At 62.6% G+C, this 17054-nt stretch carries 16 protein-coding genes and 1 tRNA gene; 2 read left to right on the top strand and 15 right to left on the bottom strand.

What is annotated here, in order from left to right; genetic code table 11:
• Nucleotides 1-9: 9 nt before the first annotated feature.
• Nucleotides 10-402, bottom strand: coding sequence for an acyl-CoA thioesterase (locus tag RM192_RS08720; protein WP_311507148.1), 393 nt, complete (start codon nt 400-402; stop codon nt 10-12).
• Between the two features lie 16 nt (nt 403-418).
• Nucleotides 419-1696: a pyruvate dehydrogenase complex dihydrolipoamide acetyltransferase gene (locus RM192_RS08715; protein ID WP_311507147.1), complete on the bottom strand. Its 1278-nt coding sequence runs from the start codon at nt 1694-1696 to the stop codon at nt 419-421.
• A gap of 169 nt (nt 1697-1865) precedes the next feature.
• Between RM192_RS08715 and RM192_RS08710 the strand changes: the two genes are divergently transcribed.
• Entirely contained in the window at nt 1866-2324 is a 459-nt protein-coding gene (locus RM192_RS08710) for a universal stress protein (protein ID WP_311507146.1), read from the top strand.
• A gap of 3 nt (nt 2325-2327) precedes the next feature.
• Here RM192_RS08710 and RM192_RS08705 read toward each other — a convergent pair whose 3' ends face one another.
• From RM192_RS08705 to radA, 9 genes are all read right to left on the bottom strand, one after another.
• A complete protein-coding gene (locus tag RM192_RS08705) occupies nt 2328-4631 on the bottom strand; it encodes a VacB/RNase II family 3'-5' exoribonuclease (RefSeq protein WP_311507145.1) in 2304 nt (767 codons plus the stop codon).
• A gap of 42 nt (nt 4632-4673) precedes the next feature.
• Nucleotides 4674-6005 (bottom strand): M28 family peptidase, encoded by a 1332-nt coding sequence (locus RM192_RS08700; protein ID WP_311507144.1) that lies wholly within the window; start codon nt 6003-6005, stop codon nt 4674-4676.
• Between the two features lie 58 nt (nt 6006-6063).
• On the bottom strand, nt 6064-7611 hold the full coding sequence (gene proS, locus RM192_RS08695; protein ID WP_311507143.1) for a proline--tRNA ligase: 1548 nt from the start codon (nt 7609-7611) through the stop codon (nt 6064-6066).
• Between the two features lie 88 nt (nt 7612-7699).
• Nucleotides 7700-8263, bottom strand: a complete 564-nt coding sequence (gene phaR, locus RM192_RS08690; RefSeq protein WP_311507142.1) for a polyhydroxyalkanoate synthesis repressor PhaR — start codon at nt 8261-8263, stop codon at nt 7700-7702.
• Between the two features lie 77 nt (nt 8264-8340).
• Nucleotides 8341-9402 carry an alanine racemase gene (gene alr, locus RM192_RS08685; RefSeq protein WP_311507141.1) on the bottom strand — a complete coding sequence of 354 codons (1062 nt, stop codon included), beginning with the start codon at nt 9400-9402 and terminating at the stop codon, nt 8341-8343.
• Nucleotides 9395-11023: an MFS transporter gene (locus RM192_RS08680; RefSeq protein ID WP_311507140.1), complete on the bottom strand. Its 1629-nt coding sequence runs from the start codon at nt 11021-11023 to the stop codon at nt 9395-9397. The genes alr and RM192_RS08680 overlap by 8 nt, the downstream gene beginning before the upstream one ends.
• Before the next feature lie 87 nt (nt 11024-11110).
• Complete coding sequence (locus RM192_RS08675; protein WP_311507139.1) at nt 11111-11527, bottom strand: iron-sulfur cluster assembly scaffold protein; 417 nt, start codon at nt 11525-11527, stop codon at nt 11111-11113.
• Between the two features lies 1 nt (nt 11528).
• On the bottom strand, nt 11529-12095 hold the full coding sequence (locus RM192_RS08670; RefSeq protein WP_311507138.1) for a CvpA family protein: 567 nt from the start codon (nt 12093-12095) through the stop codon (nt 11529-11531).
• An 11-nt stretch (nt 12096-12106) separates the two neighbouring features.
• Entirely contained in the window at nt 12107-13474 is a 1368-nt protein-coding gene (gene radA / locus RM192_RS08665; RefSeq protein ID WP_311507137.1) for a DNA repair protein RadA, read from the bottom strand.
• A 131-nt stretch (nt 13475-13605) separates the two neighbouring features.
• Here radA and RM192_RS08660 point away from each other — a divergent pair, with 131 nt between their 5' ends.
• Nucleotides 13606-14127 carry a hypothetical protein gene (locus tag RM192_RS08660; protein ID WP_311507136.1) on the top strand — a complete coding sequence of 174 codons (522 nt, stop codon included), beginning with the start codon at nt 13606-13608 and terminating at the stop codon, nt 14125-14127.
• Between the two features lie 2 nt (nt 14128-14129).
• On the opposite strand, the gene RM192_RS08655 is transcribed toward RM192_RS08660, so the two are convergent.
• The 4 genes from RM192_RS08655 to efp all read right to left on the bottom strand — a co-directional run bounded on the left by RM192_RS08655 (nt 14130) and on the right by efp (nt 17022).
• Nucleotides 14130-15446, bottom strand: coding sequence for an amidohydrolase (locus tag RM192_RS08655; RefSeq protein ID WP_311507135.1), 1317 nt, complete (start codon nt 15444-15446; stop codon nt 14130-14132).
• A 49-nt stretch (nt 15447-15495) separates the two neighbouring features.
• A tRNA-Leu gene (locus RM192_RS08650) sits at nt 15496-15579 on the bottom strand.
• Between the two features lie 50 nt (nt 15580-15629).
• Nucleotides 15630-16454 carry an inositol monophosphatase family protein gene (locus tag RM192_RS08645; protein WP_311507134.1) on the bottom strand — a complete coding sequence of 275 codons (825 nt, stop codon included), beginning with the start codon at nt 16452-16454 and terminating at the stop codon, nt 15630-15632.
• Nucleotides 16455-16458: 4 nt separating this feature from the next.
• Nucleotides 16459-17022, bottom strand: coding sequence for an elongation factor P (gene efp, locus RM192_RS08640; protein WP_311507133.1), 564 nt, complete (start codon nt 17020-17022; stop codon nt 16459-16461).
• Nucleotides 17023-17054 lie beyond the last annotated feature (32 nt).

The raw sequence follows: 17054 nt of genomic DNA, 5'->3' as shown, positions 1-17054 counted from the left end.
TTGCTCCTGTCAGTCTTTTTGCGGCAATGGCCGCGGTTTGCGGTCTTCGTCGATGGCGACGAAGAAAAATTTGGCCTGGGTCACCTTTTGGCGCTCCTCACCGGTGCGGGCACGACGCCAGGTTTCTACGTCGATTGTCATCGATGTGCGGCCCGATGCGCTAAGCTTGGCGTAGACAGACACTTCGTCGCCGACGTGAACGGGATGATGAAAGGTCATGCCTTCGACTGCGATTGTCGCAGCCCTTCCTTTCGACGTCCGGGCCGCAACTATGCCTGCCGCCATGTCCATTTGCGCCATCAGCCATCCGCCGAAAATATCTCCCGCCGGGTTCGCATCCGCAGGCATGGCGGTGATGCGAATGGCCGGTTCGCCTATTGGTAGCGGATCGACCATGGCCATGCCCCTGCTACTTGGATCAGGCCACCAGCCCGAGCGGGTTCTCGATCAGTGCCTTGAACGCCTGCATCAGTTCGGCACCATCGGCCCCGTCAATCGCACGGTGGTCGAAGCTGCCGGTTGCCGACATCACGGTCGCCACGGCCAGAGCGCCATCAACGACATAGGGCCGCTGCTCGCCCGCGCCGACCGCCATGATCATGCCTTGCGGCGGATTGATCACCGCATCGAACTGCTTGATGCCGAACATGCCGAGGTTTGAAAGCGAGGCGGTGCCGCCCTGATATTCATGCGGCTGCAGCTTGCCGTCGCGCGCCTTGCCCGCCAGTGCCTTCATTTCAGTGGCGATGGCCGAGACCGACTTGGCACCCGCATCAACGATGATCGGCGTGATCAGGCCCGAAGGTGCCGCCACAGCCACCGAAATATCGGCGCGGGTGAAGCTGCGCAGTTCATCGCCCGCAAAGCTGACGTTGCACTTGGGCACTTGCACAAGCGCCTTGGCCAGCGCCTTGATGATCAGGTCGTTGACCGACAGCTTCACGCCCTGCGCTTCGAGCGCCTTGTTGAGCTGGCCGCGCAACTTGAGCAGCGCGTCAAGCTGGATGTCGACCGTGAGATAGATGTGCGGGATCGTCTGCTTCGCCTCGGTGAGGCGGCGCGCGATGGTCTTGCGCACATTGTTGAGCTTGGCTGCTTCATATGGAATGCCGAAGTCCGGCACGGACGCCGGTGCGGACGCCGCAACAACCGGTGTCGCGACGGGCGTTGCAACAGGTGCCGATGCCATTGCCGCAGCCGGTTTCGCACCTTCTACGTCTGCCTTGACGATCCGCCCATTCGGCCCTGAACCCTTTACGCCAGCAAGATCGACACCCTTGTCGGCCGCAATCCGCTTGGCAAGCGGGCTGGCAACAACGCGGTCACCCTTGCTGGCAGGCGCGGCAACTGGAGCGGCAACGGGCGCGGGTGCAGTGACCGCAGCAGGCGCAGCCTTCGCCGCTGGAGCCGGTTCCGCAGCCTTCACCGCCGGAGCGGGCGCGCTGGCGTCTTCGTCTTCGCCCGCAATCGTTGCGATCACGGTGCCGACCTTCACGCCCTCGCTGCCCTCGGCAACGTCGATCGACACGACCGTGCCTTCATCGACTGCCTCGAATTCCATCGTCGCCTTGTCCGTTTCGATCTCGGCCATGATATCGCCCGAGGACACCTTGTCGCCGACCTTGATCAGCCACTTTGCGAGGGTGCCTTCCTCCATCGTCGGCGAAAGGGCGGGCATCTTGATCGCGATCGGCATGGGCGCTTTTTCCGTGTCCTGATGGTGCAGGACAAAGGTCGCCGTAACGCAAACCTCCCCTGCATCTTTTGTCGGCGCCATTTCACCAGCATGGCGCGTCGGGTCAAGTGGCTTGCCGCTTGCACCGCATACGAATTTGCCGATACGAGGGCTTCGGAGGATCAAAATCATGCCGCAGCGCATCTACCTTGTGATCATGGACGAGACCGAGGAAGCGCGCGCCGCTCTCCGGTTCGCCGCGCGTCGTGCTGTCCGCACCGGCGGCACGGTCCACATCCTCGCGCTTGTCCCGCGACAGGAGTTCGTCGCGTTCGGCGGCGTCCAGGCCACTATCGAGGAAGAAGCGCGCGACCGGGCCGAAGTTCTCGCCATGACCGCAGCAGGCAGTCTTGCAACGGAATCCGGCCTCACCCCGGTCATAGCGGTGATGCAGGGCGATGGGCCGCAGGCCGTGCGCGCCTATCTTGGTGAGCACCCCGAGGTATCCGCGCTGGTCCTTGGCGCTGCGGGGGATACCAATCCCGGCCCGCTGGTCACCCATTTCGCGGGGCTTGCCGGACAACTCCCTTGCCCGCTGATGATCGTCCCCGGGGCGCTCGACGACGAGACCATCGACCGGATAAGCTGACCTCTACCGCTTGCCCTTGCCCTTGCCCTGATGCCGGATGTTCGAGGGGCGTCCGCGCTTGCCAGCAACATGTGGCGGCTTGAACTTCGACCCATTTCCGCGCGGCTTGTGCTCCAGCTTACCGCCGCGCCGCTCGATCCCTCGAACGCCTTCCTCCACTTCCACCGGCTCGAACTTCAGTGCGCCGGTCAACGGATTGGCCTCGGCGAGCCGGAGCTTCAGAATCATGCCGATGTTGAACTGCTCGCCGGTCTGCTCCCCGATCAGGCGTTGCGCCTTTTCGTCATAACCGAAGCGCTCCGCACCCAGCGTCGAAACCGGGACCAGCCCATCGCCGCCCAGCCCGATGATCGTGGCAAAGAGCCCGAACTTCTGGACTCCCGTAATGCGCGTGTCGAAAATCTCGCCCACCTTGCCCGAAAGCCACGCCGCAACATAGCGGTCGGTCGTCTCGCGCTCGGCCACCATCGCGCGGCGTTCGGTATTGCTGATCGCTTCGGCAATCCGGCCAAGATCGCTGCGGTCGCGGTCCGAAAGTCCGGACTTCTCAGGGATGTCCCCGTGCGGTGAAGGCTGCTCCAGCCCGTAGGCGTCAACCAGCGCACGGTGCACCAGCAAATCCGAATAGCGCCGGATCGGCGAGGTGAAATGTGCGTAGCTACCAAGCGAAAGTCCGAAGTGCCCAGCATTGCGCGGCCCGTAATAGGCCTGCGTCTGGCTGCGCAGCACTGCCTCCATGACCAGCGCCTTCTCGGTTTCGTCAGTCACGTCTTTCATCATGCGGTTGAACAGCGAAGGCGTGACCACCTGCCCCAGCGAAAGTTTGCGGTCAAACGTGGCGAGATAGTCCTTGAGCGCGATCAGCTTTTCACGGCTTGGCGGCTCGTGAATGCGGTAAACCACCGGCGCAACCTTGGCTTCGAGCGCCTTGGCTGCAGCGACATTGGCCGCGATCATGAAGTCTTCGACCACGCGGTGGGCATCAAGGCGCTCGCGCAGCGCGATCTCGGTAATCTTGCCCTGGGCATCGAGCACTACCCGGCGTTCCGGCAGGTCGAGATCGAGCGGATCACGCTCCTTGCGCGCCCTCTCAAGCAATCGCCATGCATCCCACAGATGTGCAAGATGCTGCGGTGCTTCATCGGCATTGATCCGCCGCTGCGCCTCTTCATAGGCGATAACTTCGGCGATGCGCACCAGCGCGCGCGTGAAACGCCAAGCGGTGATGCGCCCTTGGGCATCAATCGTCAGGTGGCACGCCATGGCCGCGCGGTCCGCGCCAGCTTTCAGCGAACAGACATTAGCGCTCAGCACCTCGGGCAGCATCGGCACGACGCGGTCGGGGAAATAGACTGAGTTTCCGCGCTTCCTCGCCTCGCGGTCCACATGCCCGCCGGGGCGGACATAGAAGCTGACGTCCGCAATAGCGACCAGCGCGCGGAAGCCGCCCTCACCATCAGGCTCCGCCCAGATCGCATCGTCGTGATCGCGCGCGTCCACAGGATCGATGGCGACGATGGGCAAGTGCCGCAAGTCCTCGCGGTGCGCCTCGTTCAACGGAAGTTTTGCGGCGATTTCAGCTTCGTGGTTGGTCTCGCCCGAAAACACGTTGGGAATGCCGTGCTTATGTATCGCAATCAGGCTGAACGCGCGCGGAGCTAGCGGATCGCCCAGCACCGCAGTCACTTTGACGCCTGAACGCGGCGAGCGGCCCGCAGGCTCGGCCAGTACAAGCTGCCCGGCTTCGGCCCCGCCAAGATCGGAAATCTGCACGGCATTTCGCACGCGCTTGTCCACCGGGGCGAGCCAGCCCTTGCCCGAGCCATCGAACTCGACCACGCCCATCACCTGCTCGTCATCTACAGCGAGCTTCTTGATCGGGTAGGCCAGCCAACCCGCGCCCGCTTCTTCGGTGCGCGCCAGCACGCGGTCACCCACGCGCAGCGCTGCTTGCCGGTCACGCACCTTGCCGCGCGGTTCCACCACGCGCAGGCGAGGTGGGGGGCTGGCATCGTCGGGCTGCCATGTCTCGGGAATGGCAATCGGCTCGCCCTCGTCGATCTCGACGATGCGCAGCACAGTCACCTTGGGCACGCCGCCCATCGCATGGAACGCGCTGCGATTGCCGTCGATCAGGCCTTCCTCGGCCATATCCTTGAGCAACGCCTTGAGCGCGATCTTCTCGGTGCCTCTCAGGCCAAACGCTTTGGAAAGTTCACGCTTGCCCGCAGGCTCGTCGGACTGGGCAATGAAATCGAGCACCTGCTGGCGCGAGGGCAGCCCTTGCGGAAATTTGAATTTGGCCATTCCCGGCATGTGGTCGTTCGACCGCACGAAGGCAAGCGAAGTTCAGGGTTTGGGCAGCGACGGGGGCAATGGCGCAAACTCTCCACCAGGCACCGCCGAGGCCACGGGACTTTCGCTCCCATCTGCCGCAACCGCACTTACACCGAACAGCCAGTCGTCAGCGCGGACGCCTTCGAGATGCGCTGTGAGTTCTGCGGTTTCCACAACCAGAGCCTCCCACACAGGCGCATCGGTCCGCCGCTGCCACAGCCGGTAGCGCGCAGCCCCCGGCACTGCCACCCATGCGACGTTCGTTGATGTCTGCACAGCGCCCTTGACCACCGGCGCAGGCGGCATCGGTGCGCGGGCCAACGCCGCGAGAGCGCGCACGTTCAACCGGGTGACCTTGGCGAGATAGGCGAAGTCCATTTCGTCCACCGTGTCGCCAAACTTTACGCCACATTCCGTCCGCACATCCTGATGCTGATGTTCATAATCCTCGACCGCCACGGTCAGACGGACCGCGGGATAGCCCTTGTCCGAAAACGGCAACTGGTCCCCGCCCCGCCCCATCCGGTCAGCCCGCCAGATCTGCCGCGTGGCAAGGCCCCTGGAATCGCCAGCGGCAAGATCGCCAATCCACCGCGCGATGTTGCGGGAGGGACTGTCGTTCTCCCCGCCGAAACGCCGCATCTGCGCGCGCAATCCATCGGTGGAATCCGCGCGCGGCCCCTCCGACAGGACCCGCACATGAGCATCATCACGATATCCGTCCGAACCGCGTGATCCGCCGACAATGTCATTGTTGAGAACGGCTTTCACCGTCCATCCTTGCGCCTCCGCGTAATCCGCGAGCAACTTGCCGCCGAGCAAGCCCTGCTCCTCGCCCGAAAGCGCGGCATAGACGATGGTGCCGGCGAACTTCTGTTTCGAAAGCACCCGGGCCGCTTCCAGCACCAGTGCCGTCCCCGAGCCATCATCATTAGCGCCCGGCGCATCGCTGGTGGCATTCAGGATGTCGCTCACCCGGCTGTCGATATGCGCCTGCACGATCACGACTTCGTTCGGTCGCTCGGTCCCGCGCTGGATCGCCACGACATTGACGAGCCGCGTCGGCACCGGCACGCGGTCGCCGGTTACCATGCGTTCGGGGAGTGCAACCTCAAGGCAGCCGCCGCACGTCGCTGAAGCCTTGCGGAACTCGGCCTCCGCCCACACGCGAGCCGCCCCGATCCCGCGCTTGGGATCGTCCTGAACCGAAAGCGTATGGCGCGTGCCGAAACCGACCAGACGTTCGATGTCAGCCCTCAACCGCGTTTCGGAAATAGCATCTTCAGGAGCGGCCAGCGTAGCCGAGGACAGGAATAGCGAAGCAAGGGCAAGGGCGTGGCGCATGTCGGCATGATACCGCCACGCGGCCGCTCGCCAAGGGCGCCACCCAAAAAGGGTGGAATCAGTAAGACCGCGCGATCAGGATGGTCTCGACCGCAGGTTTCCCCGTAAACGGACACAGCCCGGACGGCTTCGCGGCCCCCAGCGGGGTGTTGCGGATCGTCAGCTTCAGCGCCTTCAATTGCTCCACCACCGCGTCGAGCGCAGCCCCGGTCGGCTTCGACCAGCCCATCTCGACCCAGCCTGGAAACTTCGCGCTTTCGGTGAAGTAGGCCGCGAGGCCAGAAAGATCGGTCACATCCCGCACGATCTGCGCATCACGGCGCTCGCGCGCTTCGTCATACAGCGCATTCTGGATCGATTCCAGTTCGCCAGCAGCAGCGGAGATGAAGTCATCCTTCGCTTGGCCGACGAAGTTGGGCTTGGCATCCGCCCGCCACAGCCGGTCGCGCCGCAGAACCGAAACCTGTCCGCCCTCAGCATCACGCCCACCGATCTCGAGGATCAGCGGAACGCCCTTTTTCACCCAGGCCCAACGCTTCTGCGTTGCCTTGCCCGGTCGCTTGTCGAGCAGCACGCGCACGCGCTCATCAAACACCGACTGCTTGGCCAAGGCCTTGCGGATATCCTCGCAATAGGCGAGGAGCGCTTCGTCGCTATCGTTGTCGCGCAGCATCGGCAGGATCACGATCTGCTGCGGTGCAACCTGCGGCGGCACGCGCAGGCCATCGTCGTCACCATGTGTCATGATCACGCCACCGATCAGGCGCGTCGAAACGCCCCATGACGTGGTATGCGCAAGCGCCTGCTGGCCTTCCTTGTTCTGGTACTGGATGCCCGCGGCCTGCGCGAAGGTCGTACCCAGATAATGCGACGTCCCCGCCTGCAGCGCCTTGCCGTCCTGCATCATCGCCTCGATCGAGAAAGTCTCGACCGCGCCGGGGAAGCGCTCGTTCTCGGGCTTCGGCCCGGCGATCACCGGCATGGCCAGCGGACCCTCAGCAAATGCACGGTACATTTCGAGCGCGCGCAATGTCTCGGTCATCGCGTCAGCCTCATCGGCGTGAGCGGTGTGGCCTTCCTGCCAGAGAAACTCGCTCGTCCGCAGAAACATTCGTGTGCGCATTTCCCATCGCACGACATTGGCCCACTGGTTCACCATCAGCGGCAAATCGCGCCAGGACTGGACCCAGCGCGCCATAGCCGCACCGATGACGGTTTCCGACGTCGGGCGCACGACCAGCGGTTCTTCCAGTTTCGCTTCAGGGTCTGGCGTCAGCCCGCCCTTGCCATCCGAGATCAGACGGTGGTGGGTGACGACCGCCATTTCCTTGGCAAAGCCTTCGACGTGCTCGGCTTCCTTGGCGAAATAGGAAAGCGGGATGAACAGCGGGAAGTAGCAGTTCTCGACGCCCGCTTCCTTGATTTGCGCGTCCATCAGCTTCTGGATGCGTTCCCATATGCCGTAGCCCCACGGCTTGATCACCATGCAGCCGCGCACGCCAGACTCCTCAGCGAGCTCTGCCTCGGCGATGACGGCCTGATACCACTGGGCGAAGTCGTCGGCGCGCTTCACGTTGAGCGCGTGCTTTATTGCTGGCTGGTTCATGGGGTTGCGCGTTAAGGCGCAAAAGCTTTTCCCGCAATGCCCAGATTGCCGCCCATGGGCGTGCAATCAGGTCATCACGAAAAAACGCCTACTTCGAAAGCTGATCAAGCTTTCGCTGCATTTCGGCCATCTGCTCACGCAGGGTATCAAGCTCACCAGCCTCTTCGACCGGCTTCGAATCGTCCTTGCCAGGACCACCCGCGGCTGCGCCCGGCACGAATGCCGCTGCTGCCGCCTTGAACATTTCCATGTTCCGCTGCGCCAGTTGGGCGAGCGGATTAACGCCGATGCTTTCCTCGATCGCCTTGCGCATCTTGGCCTGGTTATCTCGGAAATGATCCATCGACGCTTCGAGGTAACCCGGCAGGAATGCCTGCATCGAGTTGCCATACATCGAAATCAACTGGCGCAGGAAATTGGTCGGCAGAATCTGCTCCCCGGCTGCTTCCTCATCCATGATGATCTGCGTCAGAATCGCGTGCGTGAGATCCGCACCCGTCTTGGCATCCATCACTTTGAAATCGATGTTTTCCTTCACCATCTGAGCGAGATGGTCGAGCGTGATGTAGCTCGAAGTGCTTGTATTATAGAGGCGACGGTTGGCGTATTTCTTGATTATTACCGTTTCGCCCGACTTGGAATCACTGGCCATAGCTTGTGTCCCCACTGCGACATTTAGTCTTTTAGCATGTGCAGCATGTGCGGCGCAACAATTCTTAACAAGTGGCGTTAAAATCCGATTTGGCGCGAAAAACGTCGGCCCAAAAGTGTCAGCAATTCATATTGCGACAGCCCGCTTGTCGCCGACGCCTGCGGTAGATCGTAAATCGCGCTGAGCCAGTCACCTTCACGGCACTCGGGCATTTCTGTCAGATCCACAATTGTGAGATCCATGGAGACGCGGCCCAGCACCGGCACTTCGCGGCCACCAAGCGCAAACCGACCCTTGCCAGACCAGCAGCGCAAGTATCCGTCAGCGTAGCCAATCGCCAGAATACCTGCCCGCATCGGTCGGTCCGCCGTGAACAGCGCGTTGTAACCAACCTTCTCACCCGGTTCGAGAGCCCTGATTTGCAACACTGCTGCTTCAGGCTGCGCGACCGGAACGATTCTTCCGGCCAATTCAGGCCGAGCGATTCCGCCGTAAAGCGCCAGACCGGGACGGGTCAGATCGGCGTGATAAGCGCTGCCCAATGCAATGCCGGCACTGTTGGCCAGACTGTAGCGCCGTGCCCGCACTGCGGCACGCACTTGCGCAAACCGGCCAAGCTGCTCCTCATTTTGGTTAACGTCTTCGTCTGCACTGGCCAAGTGGCTCATGCAGATATCGATGTCGAGCTTATCCAGCAGGGCATCACCAAGGTCTGCCATGGCCAGGCCGAGCCTGTTCATCCCGGTATCGACCATCAGGTGGCACGTGCCTCCTCCGGACCCGAGCCAGCGCCGCACTTGGTCAAGGCTGTTCAGGACGGGCCGGACGCCGGCTTGGATGGCGAACTCGGCCTCTTGGGCGCTCATCGGCCCATGCAGGACCGCGATACGGGAGGACGGAACATGCCGCAGCACATCCGGCACCTCCGACCAGTGCGCAACGAAGAAGTCCTGACATCCGGCCTTGGCCAGCAGGGCGGCCACACGCGCTGCGCCAAGGCCGTAACCGTCAGCCTTTACCGCAGCGCCCGCCCGCGCAGTGCCCGACATGGCATCGAGCGTCCGCCAATTTGCCGCAAGGGCTTCGGCGTCAAGGCGAAGGCGGAGCGACGATGCAGGCAAAGGCGGGAGGTCAGTCATCCTTGAAGTCTGTCGGCAGTCCGCCTTTCAGGCCCCAGACCGAAACCACCAGCGCCACCAGCACGATGACCCAAGTGTACCACAACCCTGCATAGGGATCGCCGGTCCGCGCCACGATATAACTCGAGATCAGCGGCAGGAATCCACCGAAATAGCCAGTACCGAGATGATACGGTATCGACATCGAACTGTAGCGGATCCGTGGCGGGAACATCTCTGACAGGAGCGCCGCAACCGGGCCGTAAGTCGCGCCTGACAAAGCCATAAGCATCAGCAGCGCCGCAACGACCGTGAGAGTTCGGCCCAGAGACGGCGTAACTTTGGCAAAGTCGTAGCCATGGGCTGCCAGCTCGGTTTGCAACGCGGTCCCTCGCGCGGCTGCCTTTTCGGACCAAGGATAACGCGAAAGGTCCGTCGGTGAGCCGCCAACTGTCACCGCAAAATCTGGCGCTTTCTGCAATTCATACGTCACGCCTGAAGCCGCGAGATCGGCCAGCAGCTTGCCGCAATTGCTGTCCTGCTCTGAAGCGAACGGACTATAGTGGCAATCCGGGCCGGAAACGACCACCGGATTGGCTTTTGCGGCTGCGGCCAGTTCGGGATTTGCAGCCGACCCCATGAGCCAGAACGTCGGAAAAAGCAGCAGCAGCGTTGCAGCATATCCGAACACGATCGGCTTCTTGCGCCCGATCTTGTCCGACATCGCCCCGAAGATGATGAAAAAGACCATGCCGACGCAGGCGCCGATGCCGACAATGATCTCGGCCACGGTGTCTTCAACCCGCATCGCGGATTTCAGGAAACTGAGGCCAGAGAACATCGCCGTGTACCAGATCACCGTCAGTCCCGCCGCAATCCCGAACAGCGCGATGAAGATGCGGCGCTTGTTGCCGGGATAGGTGAAGCTCTCGACAAACGGATTGCCAGCGAGTTCGCCCTGTTCCTTCATCGCCTGGAACACCGGGCTTTCTGAAAGCTTGAGCCGCATCCACAACGAGATCGCCAGCAGCGCAAGGCTGACAAGGAATGGCACGCGCCAGCCCCAGCTGAGCCACACCGCTTCACTCATCAAGGCCTTGCTGGAAAGCACCACGATCAGACTCAGCACGAAACCGCCGACGACGCTCGCCTGGATATAGCTGGTGTAATAACCGCGCCGTCCGCCCGGCGCATGCTCGGCCACGTAGATCGCCGCACCGCCATATTCGCCGCCGAGGGCAAGACCCTGAAGCACTCGTAGCAGGATGATAATCGCAGGCGCGGCAAGGCCGATGCTCGCCGCCGAGGGGATTAGCCCGACGCCCGCCGTGGCGATGCCCATCAGCGTTACGGTGACAAGGAAAGTGTATTTGCGCCCCAGCTTGTCGCCAAGATAGCCAAACAGGATCGCGCCGAGCGGACGGAAGCCGAAACCGACCGCGAATCCGGCCCAGACCAAAAGGACTTGCAAGGTCGCGTTGTCAGACGGGAAAAACGTCTTGCCGATGATCGATGCAAGCGTTCCATAGATGAAGAAATCGTACCATTCGAACACAGTGCCGGCCGAGCTCGCGGCAATGACGAGCCGGATATCGGACGCGCTCGGCTGCACGTCGTGGTCCTTGGTCAAGACTTCTGTCACACGCAATTCCCCCAAGTATTCTGCTCTTTGCGCATCCTCTAGCGAAGTGCTGCGCAAGGCGGAACCCCGCCAATTCACCGCTATGCGCTATTCCATGGCCGTAATCGCGGCATCCCAGGCCAGAAGGATCGCGCCATGCCGGGCCGGATAAGCCCGTGCGGGTTCAAGAAGTTCGATGCCTGGCCAATCCGGCGTTTCGCCAGCGCCGCCCAGCCATTCGGCGAGCGCTGCCCTCGCGGCGACGATTTGCGCCGCATTGCGCCCGGCAGCCGAGGCCGCAAACCGCGCAGCGGCAGCCTGTCCCACAGCACAAGCATGTGGCTTGATTGCCAGAGCTGCAATCCTGCCAGCATCGTCAAGCTGAAGCGCAATCTCGATGGCGCTGCCGCAGCTACGTGATCGCGCACTCCCTTTCAGCGGCAACGCATCGTTCCACGGGTGAGCGGTCAGTTCCATCGCCGCGCCAAGCATTTCGGGCGTATAGAGCCCGCGACCAGCGCTCACGTCACTCACCCAGAATGGCGGAGCGAGCCTCGGATCCGGCTTTGTGCTTTGCGATTTCGCGCGCGTTCTCGGCGGCCTGTTCGCGGCGTGCAGAAATCAATGTCAGCAGTTCCTCGCTGGCGGCATTCAGGAACGGATAGGTCCGCGACTCGGTGATCCAGCCCGGCCGCCCACCCTCGCCCCAGACCAGGTCATAGGCGAAGACAACCAGCGAATAACCGAGGACGACGATGATGAAACCCTTCACCGCGCCGAAGCCGAAGCCGAGTATCCGGTCAATCGGACCAATTACCGACCCTCTGCTGGCGCTGCCCATGCGTCGCGCCACGAACCGTGTGGCAATATAGGGGATGAGCAGGAGCAGCGCGAAGGCAAGGATGCCGGCGCCTGTTTCGTTCGGCAGATGATCGGCCAGCCAGATCGTCGCCGGTGCGTGGAAATAGTGGACGGCAAGGAGCGCAAGGCACCACGCGGCCAGCGACAGGACCTCTTCCACGAAACCGCGGAAAAAGCCGCCAACCGCGCCAAGGCCGACGAGGAGCAGGACTACATAATCGAAGCCGGTCATCTGCGGGGAGCCTATGACCCGCCCATGACACGGTCAATCAGATTTGGCAGGAGACGCAGCGGCGAATAGCGCAAGCCGTCCACCTTCTCGGCGCCTGCTTCCGGTCCGCACCCCTTGGTAAAGCCCAGCTTTGCCGCCTCTCGGAGCCGCACAGGGGTGTGCGCCACAGGCCGCACCTCCCCTGCCAGGGAGATTTCACCGAACCAGATGGAATCGGCAGGCAAAGGCCTGTCAGACAAAGCAGAGACCAGCGCCGCCGCCACCGCCAGGTCAGCAGCGGGATCGGTCAACCGGTAACCGCCCGCTACGTTCAGATAGACTTCCGCAGTCGAGAAACTCAATCCGCAGCGCGCCTCCAGCACGGCCAGCAGCATCGCCAGACGCCCGCTGTCCCAGCCCACCACCGCGCGGCGCGGCGTGGCGCCACTGGCAAGCCGCACCGTCAACGCCTGAATCTCGACCAACACAGGCCGCGTGCCTTCGAGCGCCGGAAAGACTGCACTTCCCGCAACTTCCTGCTCGCGCCCCGAAAGGAAAAGCAGCGAGGGATTGCCCACTTCTTCCAGCCCCGCGCCCGCCATGGCGAACACGCCAATCTCGTCCACTGCGCCGAAGCGGTTCTTGATGGCGCGCAGGATGCGGTACTGGTGGCTGCGCTCTCCCTCGAAGCTCATCACCACGTCGACCATGTGTTCGAGCACACGTGGCCCCGCAATGGACCCATCCTTGGTCACGTGGCCGACCAGAACCATCGCAACGCCATTTTCCTTGGCATAGCGGATCAGTTCGAACGCACAGCCGCGCACCTGGCTGACCGTGCCCGGCGCGCCTTCGATCTGATCGGAATGCATGGTCTGGATCGAGTCGATCACGAGCAGATCGGGCGGGGACATCGTTCCCAGCGTTGTCAGGATATCACGCACCGAGGTTGCGGCCGCGAGCCTGATCGGGGCCTTGCCCAGCCCCAGTCTGTCGGCACGCAAACGCACCTGATCGGAGGCCTCTTCGCCGCTGATATAGACGGATTCACCGCCCTCCATGGCTACTTTGGCAGCGGCCTGCAGCAGCAGCGTCGATTTCCCGATGCCGGGATCGCCGCCCATGAGGATGGCGCTGCCCGGTACCAGACCACCACCCAGAGCGCGGTCGAATTCGGCAATGCCCGTCTTTCTGCGCTGCGGCAGTGCAACCGGCTGGTCGAGCGAGACGAACGCCACAGGCCGCCCGCCGCTGGACAGACTGTGCTTGGCCGAGAATACCGTTTCCGGCGCATCCTCCGCCAGAGTGTTCCATTCGCTGCAATCGGCGCATTGCCCCTGCCAGCGGTGTGAGACACTGCCACAGGCCTGACAGACATAACGGCGTTTCGGTTTGGCCATGGCGCTGCTTAAACGGAACATATCTGGAACGCAAGAGGACGGCCAGGCCCGTTTACCGCCATATCGGCAAGACTTTGCTAACCACGTGGCGTGAAGTGATCCTTAACGTGGTGCTGGTATTTCCACGATGAATGGCCTCAGCATCGCCCCATATCCTCGGCATCGATCCGAAAATGTACCGCCACTTTGCGATGATCACCATCGCGATCTCGACGGTCATCGCGGTGTTCGCCAATGGCGAAACGCAGGACGCCATGGCGCAGAACCAGCGCCACACCGAAATGAAGCGCGCCGAACAGAAGGAATTCGGCAAGGCCAAGATTGGCGACCACCGCAAGGACAACGCCAAGAAACGCGGGGGCGACGGCTTTCGCGGACAGTTCGGTGAACCGATGGATGGGTCTCGCGGTTCTGGCGGCAACAGCGGTTTCATTCCCGCAAACATGACTGTTGCGCCATCGCAGATCATCGTTGAAGTCGATCAGGCCGCGCTCGCCAGAATGTCGCCGGAACAGCGCAAAGCCTATCTCAAAGCGCTGGAGGAAGAACGCCAGCGCCGCACCGAGCAGGGGCCTGCCATGCCGACCCGCGAACAGGTATCGTCACTGGCCGCGATGTCGGCAGCGCGCTCCGGGTCCGACGAAATCGACTAACCTTAAGGCAGCGGCATCAATGCCATTGCCGCAACGGTCAAGGCTTCGGCCCCGGCGGCAATCACCTTGTCAGCCTCAGGCGCAAAGAATGGACTGTGCAGCGACGGCAGTGCCGTGCCTTCCTTGCGCGCGCGCTCCAGATCTTCGGCCTTGCGACCACCGACCCACAGAATCGTCGTTTCGATCTGGCCATCGCCTGCCCGCCCGAACTCTCCAAAGTCCTCACCCGCCATCGTCGGCGTCGTCTCGACCACGCGGCCAGTACCGAAGCGTTCGGCTAGCAAACGGCCGACCTTCCGCGTGAAATCGGGTGTGTTCCATGTCGCACGCGTATGCGGCTCGCGCACCACCATCACCGGCATGCGGGTCTCCGAAATGCCGCTAGCGATTGCCTCGCCCTTGGCAATGCGGGCGATACCATCCAGCAAGCGCTGGCGCTGTTCATCGCCATAGCTCCGCACGGTCAGTTGCAACTGCGCCTCGTCTGGAATGATGTTGTGCTTGGCCCCGGCATGGAAACTTCCGACGGTCACAACGGCGGGCTCGAACGGGCTGGATTCGCGGCTGACCAACGTCTGCAACCGCATCACGATGGCGCTGGCCAGCACGATAGGGTCCTTGGTCGTCTGCGGATAGGCGCCGTGCCCGCCAATCCCGCGCACGGTCAAGTCCACGCTGTCGACGTTGGCGAGCGCATAGCCCGGCACCGTGCCGATCACCCCGCCCGCCAGATCACCACTATCATGAAATGCCAGTGCATAACGAGGCTTGGGAAAGCGGGTGTAGAGGCCGTCGTCGAGCATGGTTCGTGCGCCAAGGCCCATTTCCTCGGCTGGTTGCCCGATCATCACGAGAGTGCCCGACCACGCCTTGCGATTTCCTGCCATGAGCCGCGCCGTCTCAATCCAGGCTGTCATATGGGTGTCGTGGCCACAGGCGTGCATCACGCCACTTTCCACGCCAGCGGTGGATGTGCCGCGCACCTTTGATGCGTATGGCAATCCTGTCTGTTCCACGACCGGCAGCCCGTCCATGTCGGCACGAATCAGCACGACCGGCCCCGGGCCGTTGCGCATGACCGCGACAACGCCAGTCTTGCCCACCTTTTCGGTCACCTCGAACCCCGCCTTGCGCGCTTCAGCAGCCAATTTCGCAGCGGAACGGACTTCCTGAAAGCTCAATTCAGGATTTGCGTGAAGGTCGCGGTAGATCTCCATCAGCCCTGGCAAGTCCCGGACGATGGTATCGCGCACGGGATCGGCAATAGCGGGAGCGGTGGTGAGCGCGAGGGCCGACGCAGCGGCGAGCAATGTCTTCATGCTGCGCAGGCTAGCTCCTGCGCGCCGACAGACAATCACTTTAAACGAATGGTGCCCCTGGCCCGACTCGAACGGGCACGTATCTCTACAAACGATTTTGAGTCGTTCGCGTCTACCATTCCGCCACAGGGGCACGAAACGTCAGGGGACGGGCCTTAGCCAGCCCCCGGACGAAACGTCAAGTCATGCGTTGCGCAAAGCGCCAACAAGCAACTTGTGCATCTTCGAATGCAGCGCGTCGTTGCCGGCAAGGACGGTCTCGTCGCAGATCGGCTGCGAGCGGCCCTTGTAGTCGGTCACGAAGCCGCCGGCTTCCCGCACAAGCAAGCATCCGGCAGCGGTATCCCACGGATAGAGCCCCGATTCCCAGAAACCGTCGAAGCGGCCAGCGGCAACCCACGCAAGGTCGAGCGAAGCTACGCCAAAGCGGCGAATGCCTGCAATGCGCGGCCCTAGTTCAGCATAAATGCGCGCCCACTCGTTGACATCGCCGCGCCCCGCGAACGGAATGCCCGTGGCAATCAGCGCTTCGTCCATGTAGCGGCGCGCCGAAACGCGCAGGCGGCGGTCCTGCAACCACGCGCCCCGGCTCTTTTCAGCCCAGAAGCTTTCGTCTGTGACCGGCTGATAGACCAGCGCGGCGGTAACTTCGCCCCAGCCTTTTCCGTCCAGCGTCGGTTCCTGCACCGCGATAGAAATCGCAAAGTGCGGAATGCCGTGGAGGAAGTTGGTCGTGCCATCGAGCGGATCGATGATGAAGCGGGGCTTGCCCTCATCACCCGGAATCTCGCCGCCCTCTTCCATCAGGAAGCCCCAGCCCGGACGCGCTTCGCGCAGTTCGTCCCACAAAGTCCGCTCGGAGTGCTGGTCGGCCTTCGACACGAAGTCGGCCGGGCCCTTCTTGCTGACCTGGAGATGCTCGACCTCGCCAAAGTCGCGGCGCAGGCGGCCGCCCGCCTTGCGCGCCGCGCGCTCCATCACGCGCATCAGGCCGGAAATGGCTGCCATCTACTCAGCCCACCTTGCCGACGTAGGTGCGCTCATAGACATCGACAATGATGCGCGTGCCGCTGCCGATGTGCGGCGGAACCATGACGCGCACGCCATTGTCGAGAATCGCCGGCTTGTAGCTCGACGAAGCGGTCTGGCCCTTCACAACGGCGTCGGCCTCGACAATCGTGGCTTCGACCTGGTCAGGGAGCTGGACCGAGATCGGGCGCTCGTCGTACATTTCGAGGAGAACGGTCATGCCGTCCTGCAGGAAAGCAGCGGCATCGCCGAGCAGATCGGACGGAAGGGTGATCTGGTCGTAGGTTTCCACGTCCATGAACACGAGATCGTCGCCTTCGGCATAAAGGAACTGGAAGTCCTTCGTATCGAGGCGCACACGCTCGATCGTGTCCTGGCTGCGGAAGCGGACGTTGGTCTTGCGGCCGTCGATGAGGTTTTTCATCTCGACCTGCATGAATGCCCCGCCCTTGCCCGGCTGGGTGTGCTGGGTCTTGGCAACTTTCCAGATGCCCTTTTCGTATTCCAGGATATTGCCCGGACGGATGTCCACGCCGCTGATCTTCATGATGGAAAGAGCCTTGTTTAACGAAGGAGGCC

Origin of the sequence: Novosphingobium sp. MMS21-SN21R, assembly GCF_031846015.1 — a bacterium.
In the GTDB taxonomy this organism is placed as follows: domain Bacteria; phylum Pseudomonadota; class Alphaproteobacteria; order Sphingomonadales; family Sphingomonadaceae; genus Novosphingobium.
Note: the sequence above shows the minus strand (reverse complement) of the source record. Positions and strands in the feature narration are given on the sequence as shown.